14 protein-coding genes and 2 pseudogenes are annotated in these 16,235 nt (G+C 35.5%); 13 read left to right on the forward strand and 3 right to left on the reverse strand.

What is annotated here, in order from left to right:
• Positions 1-93 precede the first annotated feature (93 nt).
• Together treP and treC are read left to right on the forward strand one after the other, a co-directional pair.
• Positions 94-1,521, forward strand: a complete 1,428-nt coding sequence (gene treP, locus ABH957_RS22845) for a PTS system trehalose-specific EIIBC component (RefSeq protein ID WP_002063769.1) — start codon at positions 94-96, stop codon at positions 1,519-1,521.
• Positions 1,522-1,534: 13 nt separating this feature from the next.
• Entirely contained in the window at positions 1,535-3,196 is a 1,662-nt protein-coding gene (gene treC, locus ABH957_RS22850; RefSeq protein WP_002188285.1) for an alpha,alpha-phosphotrehalase, read from the forward strand.
• Between the two features lie 31 nt (positions 3,197-3,227).
• Here treC and gerKC read toward each other — a convergent pair whose 3' ends face one another.
• From gerKC to gerKA, 3 genes are read right to left on the reverse strand one after another with little or no spacing between them, the layout of a single operon-like run.
• Positions 3,228-4,352 (reverse strand): spore germination protein GerKC, encoded by a 1,125-nt coding sequence (gene gerKC / locus ABH957_RS22855; RefSeq protein ID WP_088038493.1) that lies wholly within the window; start codon positions 4,350-4,352, stop codon positions 3,228-3,230.
• Positions 4,333-5,439 carry a GerAB/ArcD/ProY family transporter gene (locus tag ABH957_RS22860; protein WP_000185782.1) on the reverse strand — a complete coding sequence of 369 codons (1,107 nt, stop codon included), beginning with the start codon at positions 5,437-5,439 and terminating at the stop codon, positions 4,333-4,335. Before ABH957_RS22860 ends, gerKC begins: the two co-directional genes overlap by 20 nt.
• A complete protein-coding gene (gerKA, locus tag ABH957_RS22865) occupies positions 5,420-6,922 on the reverse strand; it encodes a spore germination protein GerKA (protein WP_113937900.1) in 1,503 nt (500 codons plus the stop codon). Before gerKA ends, ABH957_RS22860 begins: the two co-directional genes overlap by 20 nt.
• Positions 6,923-7,072: 150 nt before the next feature.
• Here gerKA and ABH957_RS22870 point away from each other — a divergent pair, with 150 nt between their 5' ends.
• The 11 genes and pseudogenes from ABH957_RS22870 to ABH957_RS22920 form a co-directional block, all read left to right on the forward strand.
• Positions 7,073-7,759: a CPBP family intramembrane glutamic endopeptidase gene (locus ABH957_RS22870; protein ID WP_113937901.1), complete on the forward strand. Its 687-nt coding sequence runs from the start codon at positions 7,073-7,075 to the stop codon at positions 7,757-7,759.
• 23 nt (positions 7,760-7,782) lie between these two features.
• Positions 7,783-8,754 (forward strand): phosphotransferase enzyme family protein, encoded by a 972-nt coding sequence (locus ABH957_RS22875; protein WP_404449030.1) that lies wholly within the window; start codon positions 7,783-7,785, stop codon positions 8,752-8,754.
• Positions 8,755-8,913: 159 nt separating this feature from the next.
• Positions 8,914-10,374: an alanine/glycine:cation symporter family protein gene (locus ABH957_RS22880; protein WP_002010512.1), complete on the forward strand. Its 1,461-nt coding sequence runs from the start codon at positions 8,914-8,916 to the stop codon at positions 10,372-10,374.
• Positions 10,375-10,384: 10 nt separating this feature from the next.
• Entirely contained in the window at positions 10,385-11,239 is an 855-nt protein-coding gene (locus tag ABH957_RS22885; RefSeq protein ID WP_309473018.1) for an amino acid ABC transporter ATP-binding protein, read from the forward strand.
• Between the two features lie 12 nt (positions 11,240-11,251).
• On the forward strand, positions 11,252-12,082 hold the full coding sequence (gene glnH, locus ABH957_RS22890; protein WP_404512266.1) for a glutamine ABC transporter substrate-binding protein GlnH: 831 nt from the start codon (positions 11,252-11,254) through the stop codon (positions 12,080-12,082).
• A gap of 87 nt (positions 12,083-12,169) precedes the next feature.
• A complete protein-coding gene (locus ABH957_RS22895) occupies positions 12,170-12,826 on the forward strand; it encodes an amino acid ABC transporter permease (RefSeq protein WP_002090963.1) in 657 nt (218 codons plus the stop codon).
• Positions 12,827-13,471, forward strand: a complete 645-nt coding sequence (locus ABH957_RS22900; protein WP_002134376.1) for an amino acid ABC transporter permease — start codon at positions 12,827-12,829, stop codon at positions 13,469-13,471.
• Between the two features lie 205 nt (positions 13,472-13,676).
• Positions 13,677-15,104: an amino acid permease gene (locus ABH957_RS22905; RefSeq protein WP_002010506.1), complete on the forward strand. Its 1,428-nt coding sequence runs from the start codon at positions 13,677-13,679 to the stop codon at positions 15,102-15,104.
• Positions 15,079-15,456, forward strand: a complete 378-nt coding sequence (locus ABH957_RS22910) for an OsmC family protein (RefSeq protein WP_000778855.1) — start codon at positions 15,079-15,081, stop codon at positions 15,454-15,456. The genes ABH957_RS22905 and ABH957_RS22910 overlap by 26 nt, the downstream gene beginning before the upstream one ends.
• Before the next feature lie 62 nt (positions 15,457-15,518).
• Positions 15,519-15,767: pseudogene (locus ABH957_RS22915) on the forward strand (HIT family protein); the annotation flags it as partial.
• 154 nt (positions 15,768-15,921) lie between these two features.
• A pseudogene (locus ABH957_RS22920) lies at positions 15,922-16,107 on the forward strand (HIT family protein); the annotation flags it as partial.
• Positions 16,108-16,235 lie beyond the last annotated feature (128 nt).

Consider the following 16,235-nt stretch of genomic DNA (forward strand, 5'->3'; position numbering starts at 1 on the left):
ATCAACTTATATATACGAGTGTTGACTAACTTATATATACGAGTTAATATGTAAGTGTAAACGGTATCAAAAAAAGAAAAGAGGGACGGGAATATGGGGAAAGACTATCGTAAAACAGCAGAAGAAGTGTTGCAGTATATTGGTGGGAAAGACAATATTGAACAAGCTGCGCACTGTGTAACGAGGCTACGTATCGCTTTAAAAGATGAAAATAAAATAGATAATGATAAATTACAGTCTGTTTCATTAGTAAAGGGAGCGTTTCATAACGCTGGGGTATTTCAAATTGTAATTGGTCCAGGTGATGTCGATCGAGTATACGCTGAATTGATAACGCTTGCAGGTATGGAAGAATCGACAGTAGCTGACGTAAAAGGTTCAGGGGATAAAAAATTAAATCCAGTTCAAAAGTTTGTAAAAGTATTTTCAGATGTATTTATGCCGATTTTGCCAGCAATTATTACGGCAGGTTTACTAATGGGGATTAATAATCTGTTAGGGGCAAAGGACTTATTTTTTGATGGGAAAAATTTATTAGAAGTATATCCGAACTTAGGTGGGCTTTGGGATTTAATTAATATGATGGCCAATACAGCATTCGTATTCTTACCGGCACTTGTTGGTTGGTCAGCAACGAAGCGCTTTGGTGGTAGTCCAATACTAGGGATTGTTATGGGATTAATGCTTGTGCATCCGGCCTTATTAAACGCGTGGGATTATGGAAAAGCAGCGACTGGTTTAGAGGGACAAAAGATTGAGTACTTCGATATTTTAGGGCTATTCCAAATTGAAAAGGTAGGGTATCAAGGTCAAATTTTACCCATTTTAGTAGCAGCATTCGTATTAAGTAAAGTTGAAATCTTCTTAAAGAAACATGTGCCAAACGCAATTCAATTATTAGTTGTACCAATTACAACAATCGTTGTAACAGGTGTATTAGCGTTAGGAATTATCGGTCCAGTTACACGTCATATTGGTGATTTATTAACGGCTGGATTAGTTGGCGTATATGAAACGGTACCAGTACTTGGAGCAGTATTATTTGGAGCATTATATGCACCGCTCGTAATTACAGGAATGCATCATATGTTTATTGCAATTGATTTGCAGCTAATTGCACAGCACGGCGGTACATTTATTTGGCCGATGATTGCTCTTTCTAACATTGCACAAGGTAGTGCGGCACTAGCGATGTTCTGGATTTCTAAAAATCAAAATGATAAAAGTATGGCATCAACATCAGCAATCTCAGCGTACTTCGGTATTACAGAGCCAGCGATGTTCGGTGTGAATTTAAGAAATAAATTCCCGTTCTATGCAGCGATTATTGGGTCTGCTATAGCAGCGATATTTATTACATTAAATGGTGTATTAGCACCAGCAATCGGAATTGGCGGATTGCCAGCATTTATTTCTATCATTCCGAAATCGATTCCAATGTTTATTGTAGGGATGATAATCGCAGTAGTAATTCCATTTACATTAACATGGTTATTTGCGAAACGAGTAAAACAGAAGTAGGAGGAAATTAAGCATGAAAGATTGGCATAAAAGTGTAGTCTATCAAATTTATCCGAAGAGCTTTAATAGTTACTATAATAAAGAAACCGGTGATATAAAGGGAGTTACAGAGAAATTAGATTATTTAAAGGAACTTGGAGTGGATTATATTTGGTTAACACCGATATACCGATCACCACAAAATGACAATGGATACGATGTAAGTGATTATTACAGCATTGATCCATCTTACGGGACGATGGAAGAGTTTGAAGAGCTTTTAAAAGAAGCGAAAGTACGTGACATTGAAATCATGCTTGATATCGTTGTAAATCATAGTTCAACGGAGCATAAGTGGTTTAAAGAAGCAAAAGAAGATAAGAATAGTCCGTATCGAAATTATTATATTTGGCGTGATGAAAAGAATAATTGGCAGTCTAAATTTGGAGGATCTGCTTGGAAATATGATGAGAAAACAGGGCAATATTTTTTACATCTATTTGATGAGACGCAAGCTGATTTAAACTGGGAAAATGAAAAGCTTCGTGAAGAAGTGTACGATATGATGCGCTTTTGGTTGGAGAAAGGTGTAAAAGGATTCCGCCTTGATGTTATTAACTTAATTTCAAAAGATCAAAGATTTTTAAGTGATGAAGGCACCACTGCTACAAGTGATGGGCGTAAATATTACACAGATGGTCCACGCGTCCATGAATATTTACAAGAGATGAGCCAAAATGTTTTTGAAGGGAAAGATGTAATTACAGTTGGAGAAATGTCATCTACGACAATTGATAATTGTATTAAATATTCGAATCCTGAGCGCAATGAACTAAGCATGACGTTTAGTTTCCATCATTTAAAAGTAGATTATCCGAATGGTGATAAGTGGACGAAAGCTGATTTTGATTTCATTAAATTAAAAGAAATTATGTCTAATTGGCAAATTGAAATGCAAAAGGGCGGAGGATGGAATGCGTTATTCTGGTGTAATCATGACCAGCCTCGTATCGTTTCACGGTTTGGTGATGATGAGAAGTACCGAAATGAATCTGCGAAAATGTTAGCGACAGCTATGCATATGTTGCAAGGAACGCCTTACATTTACCAAGGTGAAGAAATCGGTATGACGAATCCTAAATTCGAGTCCATCGAGCAATATCGTGATGTAGAGTCGTTAAATATATATGATATAAAGCTAGAAGAAGGATTATCAAAAAAAGAGATTATCGGGATTTTAAAACAAAAATCTCGTGACAATTCCCGTACTCCGATGCAGTGGAATGAAGAGGTGAACAGTGGTTTTACAACAAGTACACCTTGGATTTCTGTGGCTGAAAATTTTAAAGAAATAAACGTAGAGAAGGCATTAGAAGATAGAGAATCTGTATTTTATCATTATAAAAAGCTAATTGAACTTAGAAAAAAATACGATGTCCTTACAGAAGGGAAATATGCTATTTTAGATGGAAATCATCCTAGCATTTGGGCGTATACACGTACTGTAAATAATGAAGTATTACTTGTTATAAATAACTTCTATGGAGAAGAAATAACGTATTCTGTACCAGTTCATGTTCAATTAGATGGTATGAAACAAGAAGTATTATTATCAAATTACAAAGATTCAAGTAAAGATATTACCAATCTTAACTTAAGACCGTATGAGTCAATTGTATATCGTTATATGAAATAAAAGGTTGGATGCCGGCGGGCGTCCAACCTTTTTATTTTAAGACGCCACTATATAAAATCTTTACTTCTACTTCCGGTTTAAATTTTACCTTTGCATAATCTTTATTCCAATTCTTTTTCTTCCATAACTCTGGATGATAAGCGATAAGATTTCTACCTATACCGAAAGCGTCACAATTTGCTTTTTGTAGCTTTTTCGTTATTTGTTTTGCTTCTTTTGTGAGCTGCTTAGATAATTCTTTGTTTAGTTTTTTTCTTTCTCCCATTTTATAAAGATTATCTCTCGGTGCTTCAAGAGCGATTACTTGTAGCTTTAGTTTTAGATGAGCGTAAACATTTCCTTTTTTGTCAGTCGTTATATTCAAGTCTCTTTTTAGTTTCCGATTGCTCACTTCCATTGTTAAATAATCAGATGTCTTCTCTGATTCATCGCTAGTAAGTTTTTGGGTTATACGGGCACTTGTTCCCATTTTTCCGGTTAATAACACGAATAGAACAGATTGTTTCAAAGGTAAATGCCCAGTTAATTTATCGTTGTTAAATAAAGCTAACCCGTTTGTAATTACTTCTTTTCCTTTTATTTTTATAGAAGGGAGGGTAAAGTCTTTACCGGGATCTAACATTTTTGTAGCAGCTGTTTCTAAAGTTTCTTTTGGAAATACACTCATATCTTCTAAGCTTTTCACTTTTTTCTTTAGAAAATCTCCAATTAGTAAATTTCCTACCTTCTTTTTTTCTAGTATCTCGGATGTTTCACCATCTACTGCAATAAGTTTTACTAAAGCAGTTGGGTTTGTTGGGTCCCGAAAGCTGACATCTAAATAGGGGAGTATACCTTTTTTTAGAATTTTGGTTCCTAGTAATTGAACACCATATTTAAAATAGCGAATATTCCCAGTCACATTTTTTTTTAGGGCATCGCTTGTATCCCTTATGTTATGCCCGTTTGCTGAATGTATTTCATTCTCGAATGAAGATTGCTCTCCGCTTGAACTTTTTACGAGTTCAAGCGTTTGCTGAAGTTTATTTTCTTCCGTAATATCATATCCAATGCTATAAGCTAATCTCGCTTCTCTTAATGGTTCTTGATCCCAACAGCCAGAAAGGAATGCACTAGTACATAATATAAAAAGTAATTTAACTCTTTTTTGGAACATACTGTTCTCCTTTCTTATTCCTTATTACTGAATAAAGTAGAAATAAAAGAGGGAGGACAACTATGAAAATATACGTGAACTTATCAGTAAAAGTTGCAATTACTTTTAATTCTTCAGGTGTATCTATAAATAGGGCTACACTAAAAGCAATAATACCAACGATTGGAACAGCCTTTTTATGATTAGCCAGATTGAAGATATGTCCAATTCCTATAGAAGCGGCACAGTAATAACTAGCAATAGAAGCTACAACAGTTATCATCCATATTGGGATGAATAGTAAATCGGTTCGGTCTATAATCCCAATATGCAGAGAACGCAATAAGTAAGCAACTGGCTCTGGAATAAGTTCAACTTGTTTTGGACTAAATACGATAAAGCAAATCCAAACAGTAAAAGTATAAAAAAGAGTTACAAATCCATTAGCGATAGAAATTGCTTTCAGTTTTGCCACAGAACTCCCGTTTACTTTTGGGAAAGCGATAAGAATAATCTCAAAACCATACATAGCTGTAATGGTTTCTTTTGATGCTTGAATAATATTCCACCATCCGGCTTCTGTAATTGGAAAAATGTAAGAAAAATCAGCTCGTGTAAGCCCTAGGGCAATTAAAAGAGCCATTGGTAAAATGAGAATAGAAGCCATGACGTAAAACCGTACGATGACTTTGAACGTATTATAAGCTATGTAACAACAAGCTATTGTAAATAGCATGAGGGTGGCATACCAAGGAGTTGCTTGTAATATCCAAACTTTAATGACATTACAAGCATTTAACATAACCGTCATACCGATAAGGGTAAAATAAAAAACATAAGCAAAACCTAATAGTTTTCCAAACTTATTCCCAAATAGCATACAAACACTTTCATACATATCTGCATCAGGAAATCGTTTTAAGAAAAGCCACATAAGTAAAATAATAAGTTGAATTGCAAGACCAGCGATGAGAGCAGAAATCCATCCGCCACCTTTCGCTATTGGGTGAAGACGGTTTGGTAGAGAAAGTATACCAACTCCGATTTGGCATTGAATAACGAAAAAGGTAAATTGAACAAGTGAAATTTTACTTTGCGTGTTTGTCACCGTTCTCATCCTCTCTCGTTACATGTTGTCGTTGCATTTTTTTCGGTTTTGAATCATGTGGTCGTTCCCAAAATGACCAAATTGGTAGTCGTACAAAAGAGTCTTTCATATCTTTTATCCGCATCGGAGCAACAGGAGAAAGATAGGGGGTATGAAATGAATGTAACTGGCATAAATGAACGAAAGTTATAATGAGACCGAATGATATTCCTACATAGCCGAATATGGCAGCAAGGAGCATTAACGGAAAACGAAGAATCCGAACTGCGGAACTCATATCATTTGATGGAACAAGAAAAGATGAGATTGCAGTTAAAGCTACAACGATAATCATTGTATAAGAAACGAGACCGGCTTTTACAATTGCATCACCAATTACTAAACCACCTACAATACCGATTGTTTGTCCAACTCGGCTTGGCAAGCGAATACCAGCTTCCCGTAATAATTCAAAGATTAATTCCATTAAGAGAGCTTCAAAAATAGGAGGAAGTGGCACTTTTTCTAATGAAGCTTTAATCGTATAAACAAGTTCGAGCGGCAACACATCAGGATGAAAAGCAACTGTTGCGATATATATAGCGGGCAAGAGAAAGGCAATCAAGAAACTGACTAAGCGAATCATTCGGATGAAAGAACCGACAATCCAGCGGTTATTATAATCATCTGGTGATTGATAGAAAGCAAATAACGTAACAGGAACGATAAGTGCAGTTGGATCTCCATCAGATAAAATAGCAACTCGTCCTTCCATTAAATTTGCTGCGACTCTATCTGGGCGCTCTGTATTTAATTGTTGCGGAAAGGGTGAGAAAGACGTATCCTCTATAAATTCTTGTATATATCCTGGAGGCATAAGTGCATCTGTCTTAATCGTTTCTAACCTTCTTTTTACTTCTGTAACTAGATCGTCATTAGCTATGTTTTGCATATAAGCAATTGCCACTTTCGTATGCATTTCTTCACCGAGTGTGAAATATTTAACGACGACATGTGGACTTTTTATGAGTTTACGAATAGAAGCTAAATTGGTTGCTAAATCTTCTACTAAACCAGTATGCGGTCCACGGACAATCCCTTCATTATCAGGTTCTGTTATATCTCTCTTTAAAGATAGAGCTGTTTCGAAAATACAAAAACTGTCGACGTGTTCATGAAAATATAAAGATTTACCTTGTAATAAAAGCTGCACACCATAATTTAAATTTGTTTCTTTTTTCATATTTAATGTGGCAAAAGCTTTATCTAAAGACAGATCCGATCGAGTTAATAATGGTTCAAGAGCTAATTGATGAATTAAATTTGGGTCTGCTAAAGATTCGATATATATAATTGTTCCTTTTCCATTTTGGAAAGGGACATCTAATTTTTTTATATCATCTGAATGACAGAGCTTATTTTCAATGTAATTAATATTTTCCGGAAGTGATGGAAACATATGCTTCGTTTTATTTTTTTGTTGGTTATTGCTTTGCTCTGTCATAAGGCCCACCCTTTTAGAATTGAATTATCACTGTTAATTTTTGCTTTTTATGAAAAAATTATGCTTATATTCTTTTAAAAAAAGTAGCTTGAAAGTTACGTTACGTCATCTTTTATACTAAAGAAAATAGGATATAGGGGGATGGTGTAGATGACTTTAAAATGTATGTGGGGATGGAAAGAAATTTTATATTTATTTGTTTTCGTATTTCTGATTGTACCAGTAATGATTGAATCTCTTTTTTACGATTATGCTTTAAAAATACTAGGGAACTCATTATATGCTGGAGTATTAATGGGACTTATAATGGCAGTGATATTTACATTTGTAGTTTATCTTTTTTGCATAAAAAGATATAAACTGTCGTGGAAAGATATTGGAATTCGGAAGCTTTCATGGAAAGATTTATGGTGGACATTTGTAGCGGTTATTTGTTTGATTGTAGTGAGTGTTGGAGTATTAATGATAATGGAGAAACTGGGGATTTCTTTCGAAAATAGTAAAACGGAGACGATCCAAAATGATAAATCAATATATGCGTTCTGTATCGCGGTAATTGGAGCAGCAGTTATATCACCAATCTATGAAGAAATTTTATATCGAGGTGTTTTTTATACGTTTTTTCGTGATAGATATGGCATATTGGGCGGGGTGATTATAAGTTCAATAATATTTACCGTTGTTCATATTCCAACATATAACACATTACCGGTGAATTTTTTAAGCGGTGTAGTATTCGCGTGGTTATATGAAAAAACAAATTCTATTTTATCGGCTATGATTGCACACGCACTATTTAATTTCATAGCAGTACTTCTTACATTTATGTCGAATTAAGAAGATATATAGGAGGGATACAAATGGAAATAGCGGTAGAACGTGTTTTTACAAAAGAGATTTTAACAAGAGCAGCAAAGGTATATCATGTAACGGTGGAAGAAAAGCCACTTGGTGATTTTGAAAATTATATTTTTAAGGCGAAGGGTAAAAATAATGAAGGTTACGTATTACGCTTAACCCATTCTTCTCATCGTTCTAAAAAAGAGGTAGAGGCCGAACTAGATTTTTTACGGTATGTTGCGGAGCATGGGGCAAAAGTGGCGGGACCTCGTAATTCAATATCTCAAAACCTTGTAGAAGAAATTGGAGCGGAAGATGGCACTTTCTTTTTTGCGTCTTTATTTACATATGCACAAGGTGAGCAAGTAAAAGGAGAAGAATCGCCTTATTGGGGAGATGCTTACTTTGAAGCGTGGGGAAAAGCGATTGGACAGCTGCACCGCCTTACAATGGATTATCCTAAAACAGACTACCGTGATACGTGGGAAGAGGATGAAAGTAGCATTGTTAATAGATTAGAAGATGAGAAGGTGAAAGGGATTGCCACTGTATTAATGGAGGAAATAAAGGCTCTTCCGGTTAAAAGAGAAACATTCGGGCTTATGCATGGTGATATTCATCCAGGTAACTTTCATTATGATGGAAAAGGGCTAACAATCTTTGATTTTGATGACGCTGCCTATAATTACTTCATTCATGATTTGGCAATGGTTCTTTATTACTCTGTTCTTTTTACACCGTGGACATTGGAGAAAAAGACGGAATTTGCTCGTAAACAGTTACAAGTGTTAAGAAAGGGGTACGAATATGAGCACAGGCTGGCGGATAGTTGGTATGAATCGTTACCGTTATTTTTACGGTTACGTGATATAGGCCTATACGGTACGATTCAAAAGAAATTTAAGGGGAAAGATATGCCAGAGGATTTTCAAAAGTTATCAGATGAGTTGTATGAAAGAATTATAAAGCAAGAGGCAATAGTGAATATATAATACAGAGATAAGGGAACAAAGTATATAAAATAAATATATACTTTGTTTTTTTATACAAAAATATGTTTATTTTATTAAAATAATATTGTTATAGATTCGGTATACACTTATAATTTTATATATATTCTGAATATTCTTTATAAAGAAGGAGGGGGAAAGTTGGAAGCTATCGTAAGTTGGATAAATAATATTGTTTGGAGTCCAGCACTTGTCTATTTATGTTTAGGAGTAGGTCTATATTTCTCCATTCGAACAAGATTTTTACAAGTAAGACATGTAGGAGAAATGGTGAAACTTACATTTCAAGGGGAAAAATCGGATGCGGGTGTTTCTTCGTTCCAAGCTTTAGCACTTTCATTATCAGGGCGCGTTGGAACAGGAAATATTGCAGGTGTTGCAACGGCTGTTGCCTTTGGTGGTCCAGGAGCTGTCTTTTGGATGTGGGCGGTGGCCTTTTTAGGAGCAGGATCGGCTTATGTAGAATCTACATTAGCACAAATATATAAGACGAAACATCAAGGACAATTCCGCGGTGGACCTGCTTATTACATTGAAAAAGGACTAGGTGTTAAATGGTACGCTTTAGTATTCGTTGCAGCGACAATTCTTGCAACAGGAATGCTGCTTCCAGGTGTTCAAGCGAATAGTATTGCTGTAAGTCTAGAAACAGCTTTTGGTATTAATACTTCTGTATCCGGGGCGGTATTAGTAGCGGCATTAGCACTTATTATTTTTGGTGGAGTTAAGCGAATTGTTAACGTAGCGCAAGTTGTAGTACCGTTTATGGCACTTGGCTATATTTTAGTAGCTTGTGTAATTGTAGCTATGAATATTGAAAAATTACCAGACGCTTTCATGTTAATTTTAAAAAGTGCATTTGCATTAGAAGCAGCTTTTGGCGGGATTATTGGTTTAGCAATTTCTTGGGGTGTAAAACGTGGTATTTATTCAAACGAAGCAGGGCAAGGAACTGGGGCCCATGCAGCAGCAGCAGCTGAAGTATCGCATCCAGCTAAACAAGGGTTAGTACAAGCATTTTCCGTTTACATTGATACATTATTTGTTTGTTCAGCAACAGCATTTATGATGATTATTACAGGCATGTATAACGTATTTGATGCAAGCGGAAAAAACTTTATCGTCAATAAATTAAATGGTGCACAGCCAGGTCCTGGTTATACACAGGCAGCAGTAGAATCTGTTTTCCCTGGATTTGGAAACGGTTTCGTAGCAATCTCTTTACTATTCTTCGCATTTACAACAATTATGGCTTATTACTACATTGCAGAAACGAATATAGCTTACTTAAATCGTGATAAAGACCGTCCTTGGATGTCTATCGTACTAAAGTTTGTATTCTTAGGAGTTGTATTCTACGGTTGTGTAAAAACAGCAGAAACAGCATGGGCTTTAGGAGATATTGGTGTAGGAATTATGGCATGGGTTAACATTATTGCGATTCTATTATTACAAAAACCGGCATTGATCGCATTAAAGGATTATGAAAAGCAGAAAAAAGAAGGAAAAGATCCAGTATTCGATCCGCAGAAATTAGGAATTAAAAATGCTGATTTCTGGGAGCATGAATACGGGAAAGACAAGAAAGAAGAAGTATCTTAAGAGAATAGAAATGAAGGAGCAAAGGGAAATCCCTTTGCTCTTTTTTATGGACAAAATGAAGATGAAAGTTATTTTTTTGCCTATTTTTGAATATAAAAAGAATGTACATGCTTTGTTTAGGAGAGGGGGGAGTATGGTGATAGAGTTTCGTAATGTAAATAAATATTATGGTAACTTCCAAGTTTTGAAAAATATTAATGTGCAAGTGAAAAAAGGTGAAGTGGTAGTAGTTGTTGGTCCTTCAGGATCAGGAAAAAGTACATTGCTTCGGTGTATAAATCAGTTAGAGGCGATTACTGATGGAGAGTTAATCGTACAAAATACAGATGTACACAATAAAAAAGCAGATATGAATGAATTACGCCGAAATATTGGTATGGTCTTCCAGCATTTTTACTTATACCCACATAAAACAGTTCTGCAAAATATTACACTAGCACCAATTAAAGTAAATAAAACTTCAAAAGAAGAAGCAGAAAAAACAGCGATGGTTTATTTAGAGAAAGTAGGAATCTCGGAGAAGGCAGGTGTATACCCTCATCAATTATCCGGAGGTCAACAGCAAAGGGTAGCTATTGCTAGAGGGCTCGCGATGCAACCGAAAATTATGCTATTTGATGAGCCTACGTCCGCTCTTGATCCAGAGATGATCGGAGAGGTGCTTGATGTTATGAAAGCGCTGGCTAAAGAAGGAATGACGATGGTCGTCGTCACACATGAGATGGGATTTGCACATGAGGTAGCAGATAGAATTTTATTTATGGATGACGGTCAAATTATCGAAGATACAACACCATCACAATTTTTTGCAAATCCTGAACAAGAAAGAGCACGTCTATTTTTAAGCCGGGTATTAAATCATTAAAGGAGGAATTTCATGCTTAAGATGAAAAAGTTGTTTACCCTAATCGTATTCTCATGTTTATTCGTGTTTATTGTTGCTGGGTGCGGGGGGAAAAAAGACGAGGCGAAAGAAACGAATACGAAGCAAGGCGGAGCTGTTGAGCAAATTAAGAAGCGCGGGAAGTTAGTAGTTGGAGTGAAGAATGATACGAATTTATTTGGATTGAAAAACCCTTCAACAGGGCAAGTAGAGGGATTCGATATTGATATCGCGAAGGCACTTGCGAAAAAAATTATTGGTGATGAAAAGAAACTAGAGCTGAAAGAAGTAACGTCTAAAACACGTATTCCGATGCTGAAAAATGGTGATATTGATGCAATTATTGCGACAATGACAATTACGGAAGAACGCAAAAAAGAAGTAGATTTCTCAGATGTATATTTTAAAGCAGGACAATCGTTACTTGTGAAAAAAGGAAGCAATATTAAGAGCATTGATGATATAAAACAAGGCGTTAAAGTATTAGCTGTAAAAGGATCAACATCTACAAATAACATTCGCCAAAAATCACCAGAAGCAACAGTATTAGAGTTTGAGAATTATAGTGAGGCATTTACAGCGTTAAAAGCAGGTAAAGGCGATGTTTTAACTACAGATAATGCGATTCTTTACGGAATGGCAAAACAAGATTCTAATTATGAAGTTGTAGGGAAAATTTTCACGGATGAACCGTATGGAATTGCAGTACAAAAAGGTGCAGACGATTTAACGAAAGAGATTAATAGTTTATTAAAAGATATGAAAGCGAATGGAGAATACGATAAATTGTATGAAAAATGGATTGGTCAAAAACAAGAGAAGTAAAATGAAACTTTATTTCTCATGATAAATAGTAAGAGTGAGAGGATGAGAGTACTCATCCTCTTCTTGTAAAGAAAGAGGGGAGAATATGTGCCTGATTTTTCTATATTAACGAATAACATTGATATGTATTTAGAAGGATTTAAATATACGGTTATGTCTAGTGTAGTTGCACTAATAGGAAGTTTTGTTTTAGGAATTGTTATGGCAGTGATGCGAATTTCACCTATTCGTATTTTGAATTGGATTGGCTCTGCCTATGTAGAGTTTGTTAGAAATATTCCACTCGTATTAATTGCATTCATTTTCTATTTTGCTTTGCCTGTAATAGGAATTACTTTCAACGGTTTTGTAGCAGGGACAGTTGCGCTTACAGTTTATACAGCGGCTTTTATTGCGGAAGTAATTCGTGCTGGTATTTTATCAGTCGCGAAAGGTCAAATGGAAGCAGCACGTTCTTCAGGATTAACTTATACGCAAGCGATGTATCATGTCGTCTTACCTCAAGCGATGAAAATCGTCATTCCTCCTCTAGGAAATCAATTTCTCAATTTAGTAAAAAACTCTTCAATACTCGGAATTATTGCTGGAACGGATTTAATGTATCAAGGAGACTTAATTTCAACGAAGACGTTCGTTACGTTTGATGTATATATATTTGTCGGGATGTTTTATTTAGTATTAACAATTCCGCTAAGTATGCTAGTGCGTTATTTAGAAAAACGCTTGGCAAAGGAGGCGGTATAAATGGATTTTAAAGGAGCGATAACAGGTGATCATATCCTCTTTTTATTAAAAGGATTACTCATAACGTTAGAGGTAGCGCTCATAGCAATTGTACTTAGCTTTATTATTGGTAGTGTAATAGGAATATTGCGCTATACGAAAATACCTGTCGTCTCACAAATATTAGGCTTTATCGTGGAAGTCATTCGAAATTTACCGCTACTTTTAATTATATTTTTTACGTATTTTGCACTTCCGGAAGCGGGATTGAAGTTAGAAATTATAACAGCTGCAATTGTTGCTTTAACAATATTTGAAGCGGCAATGATATCTGAAATTGTTCGAAGCGGTCTATTATCTATCGAAAAAGGGCAGATTGAGGCTGCAAGGTCTTCTGGATTAACGTATGTGCAAGCGCTTTGGCATATTATTTTGCCGCAAGCATTAAGAAGAATGGTCCCCCCGCTTGTTAGTCAATTTATTTCATTGTTAAAAGATACGTCATTAGCGGTTGTTATATCATTGCCAGAGCTTATGCATAATGCTCAAATTATTAGCGGGCAGAATGTAAATTATATGATTCCGACATTTATACTAGCAGCCTGTATGTATTTTGTTGTAAACTACGGTTTATCAATTTTATCTAGAAGATTAGAAATACGTTAACTCTTACAAAAAAATGTAAGAGTTTTTTCCTTATAAATCCTTTTTTTCCTCAAATTAGTATTGCGAGCTCTTAATATTTGAATTTTTATATTGTTTTATCAGAAAAGTTTTAATTTTATATAGAAATTGTAATCGCTTTCGTGTATATTTTTATTATCAGAAAATTTTAAAAAGAGATAGGGGTACTTGTAGGGGGAGGATTAAGATGCAGCAAACAACGAATGAGCAATTACATCGTACGATGAAGAGTAGACATTTATTTATGATCGCACTAGGTGGTGTAATCGGAACTGGTTTTTTTCTAGGTTCAGGTTACACCATTAATCAGGCTGGACCAGGGGGAGCCATCCTTTCATATTTAGTGGGCGGATTTATTATGTATTTAACAATGCTTTGTCTTGGAGAGCTAACGGTAGCAATGCCAGTTTCAGGATCTTTCCAAAAGTATGCGACGAAGTTTATTGGACCAGGAACTGGATTTATGATCGGTTGGCTATACTGGATTGGATGGGCAGTAACAGTAGGATTAGAATTAACATCGATCGGTTTAATGATGAAAAGATGGTTTCCGAATGTTGATGTTTGGGTATGGTGTCTCGTATTCGGAGTTATTTTATATGCTTCAAATGCAATATCAGCGAAGAGTTATGCTGAATTAGAGTTTTGGTTCTCTAGTATTAAAGTAGTTACAATTATTGCATTCATTTTACTTGGTGGTAGCGCATTACTAGGATTCTTACCATACGATGGAAAAGAAGCAGCGCCTCTTTTCTCTAACTTTGTAAGTGATGGTGGGCTATTCCCAAATGGACTAGCTGCAGTGCTTCTTACGATGATTACAGTTAACTTTTCCTTCCAAGGAACAGAGTTAATCGGGATTGCAGCAGGAGAGAGTCAGAATCCTGAAAAAACAATTCCACGTGCGATTCGTAATACAGTATGGCGCATTATGTTATTCTTCATTTTAACAATGACAATTTTAGTAGGGTTAATTTCTTGGAAAGAAGCAGGGATAATTGAAAGCCCATTCGTAGTTGTATTTGATAAAATCGGTATTCCATATGCAGCTGATATTATGAACTTCGTTATTATTACAGCTCTTCTATCTGTAGCGAACTCAGGGTTATATGCAGCAACGCGTATACTATGGTCACTTGCAAATGAAGGAATGGCACCAGCTTCTTTCAAGAAAGTAAATAAACGTGGTATTCCGATTACAGCGTTAGTCGTAACGATTGCTGTAGCGGCGTTATCTTTATTAACAAGTTTCCTTGCAGAAGATACAGTATATATGTATTTATTATCTATAGCTGGTTTATCGGCTGTTTCAAGTTGGATCATTATTGCTTTATCACAACTTCGCTTTAGAAGTCAGTATTTAAAAGGCGGAGGAAAATTAGAGGACTTAAAGTATAGAACACCACTATACCCGCTTGTTCCAATTTTAGCTTTAATTACAAATAGCATCGTTGTTATTAGTTTAGCGTTTATTCCAGAACAACGAATGGCGTTATATTGTGGTATTCCATTTATCATTTTCTGCTACATATATTATTATATAAATAAGAAACGGCAGAAACCGATGAAAGTGGAGATGGAGACACCAAATGAAACTAACAATCAAACACGATGATATACAGGCGGATTTATCGTATGGTCAATTAGCGATTGGAAAAGAAAACGGATATTCACCGTTACAATTACTCGTGTCTTCTATCGCAGGATGTAGTGCAATTGTCTTCCGAACAATTTTAGAAAAGAAACGTATTACATACGATACGTTTACAATTGAAACTGAAATTGGTAGAAGTGAAGCTTTATCAAAACCAGTTGAAAGTGTTCATTTGCACTATAAAATTAAAGCGCAAAACATTACAGAAGAACAATTAGACAAGGCGCTGCAACTTGCGGTGAAAAATTGCACAATTGTTCAATCTGTAAAGGATAGTATAAAAGTTACAGAAACAATTGAATTAGTAAAGTGAAACATAAAAACGTGAGAATAGGGCGCTCACGTTTTTATGTTTTTGGCAGAGGGGGAAGAATGATGGAATGTTTAGGTTGTAAATTAGTAAATGAAGAAGAAATTATATATAAAGTGTATGAAGATGATTATGTAACTTGTTTTTTAGATCATGCGCCTTTCTATACAGGGCATACTTTAATCGTTCCAAAGCAGCATGTTGTAGAAGTGGACGAATTAGATGATTGTGTAGCAAAAGCGATTATGGATGCTTCTAAGGTTATCGCAAAGGCTATTAAATCATTATATAAACCAGACGGAGTTACAATTTGCCCCGCATTAACGGGGCAGTAAGATCCCCTACCTCAAAATTCAGTGAAAACAAAGAAGTTAGTTGGGAATCCAACTGCCCGTAAAAGCCCGATTGGTTCAACTAATAATCAGTGGGGGATGAACAAAACCCCCACTGATTAAAGTTTCACTTTATCAAAATGGTGGAATCTTTAACGAGTTAACTCATTATCACATGCATGTTGTGCCGAGATATAAAGAGCGTTCGTTTGCTGAGTTTTATACGGTACAACCTGGAGAACAGCAGAATCATAACTTTGAAGAGACAAAGAATTTATTAAAAGAAGCAATAGAGAAAATAATACATAGCGAAAAGGTGTAAGAGGAGTTTTCTTAGGGGGACAGTTAGGGAAATATTAATAAAGAAAAGCCCAATTTCTCAGTTAAAATAGAGAAATTGGGCTTTTCTTTATTCTATTATTTAATTTTATCTATTAAAGAATTCTGCAG

It is taken from the genome of Bacillus sp. RC242 (assembly GCF_044908245.1).
GTDB classification, from domain to species: Bacteria; Bacillota; Bacilli; order Bacillales; family Bacillaceae_G; genus Bacillus_A; species Bacillus_A mycoides.

Excerpts from the sequence above, each read along its gene's own strand:
- ABH957_RS22885 (WP_309473018.1), top strand. The coding sequence starts at position 10,385 with ATGAAGGAGCAAAGGGAAATCCCTTTGCTCTTTTTTATGGACAAAATG.
- gerKC (WP_088038493.1), bottom strand. The coding sequence starts at position 4,352 with ATGTTCCAAAAAAGAGTTAAATTACTTTTTATATTATGTACTAGTGCA.
- ABH957_RS22875 (WP_404449030.1), top strand. The coding sequence starts at position 7,783 with ATGGAAATAGCGGTAGAACGTGTTTTTACAAAAGAGATTTTAACAAGA.
- treP (WP_002063769.1), top strand. The coding sequence starts at position 94 with ATGGGGAAAGACTATCGTAAAACAGCAGAAGAAGTGTTGCAGTATATT.
- ABH957_RS22900 (WP_002134376.1), top strand. The coding sequence starts at position 12,827 with ATGGATTTTAAAGGAGCGATAACAGGTGATCATATCCTCTTTTTATTA.
- ABH957_RS22870 (WP_113937901.1), top strand. The coding sequence starts at position 7,073 with ATGACTTTAAAATGTATGTGGGGATGGAAAGAAATTTTATATTTATTT.
- gerKA (WP_113937900.1), bottom strand. The coding sequence starts at position 6,922 with ATGACAGAGCAAAGCAATAACCAACAAAAAAATAAAACGAAGCATATG.
- glnH (WP_404512266.1), top strand. The coding sequence starts at position 11,252 with ATGCTTAAGATGAAAAAGTTGTTTACCCTAATCGTATTCTCATGTTTA.
- ABH957_RS22905 (WP_002010506.1), top strand. The coding sequence starts at position 13,677 with ATGCAGCAAACAACGAATGAGCAATTACATCGTACGATGAAGAGTAGA.
- treC (WP_002188285.1), top strand. The coding sequence starts at position 1,535 with ATGAAAGATTGGCATAAAAGTGTAGTCTATCAAATTTATCCGAAGAGC.
- ABH957_RS22910 (WP_000778855.1), top strand. The coding sequence starts at position 15,079 with ATGAAACTAACAATCAAACACGATGATATACAGGCGGATTTATCGTAT.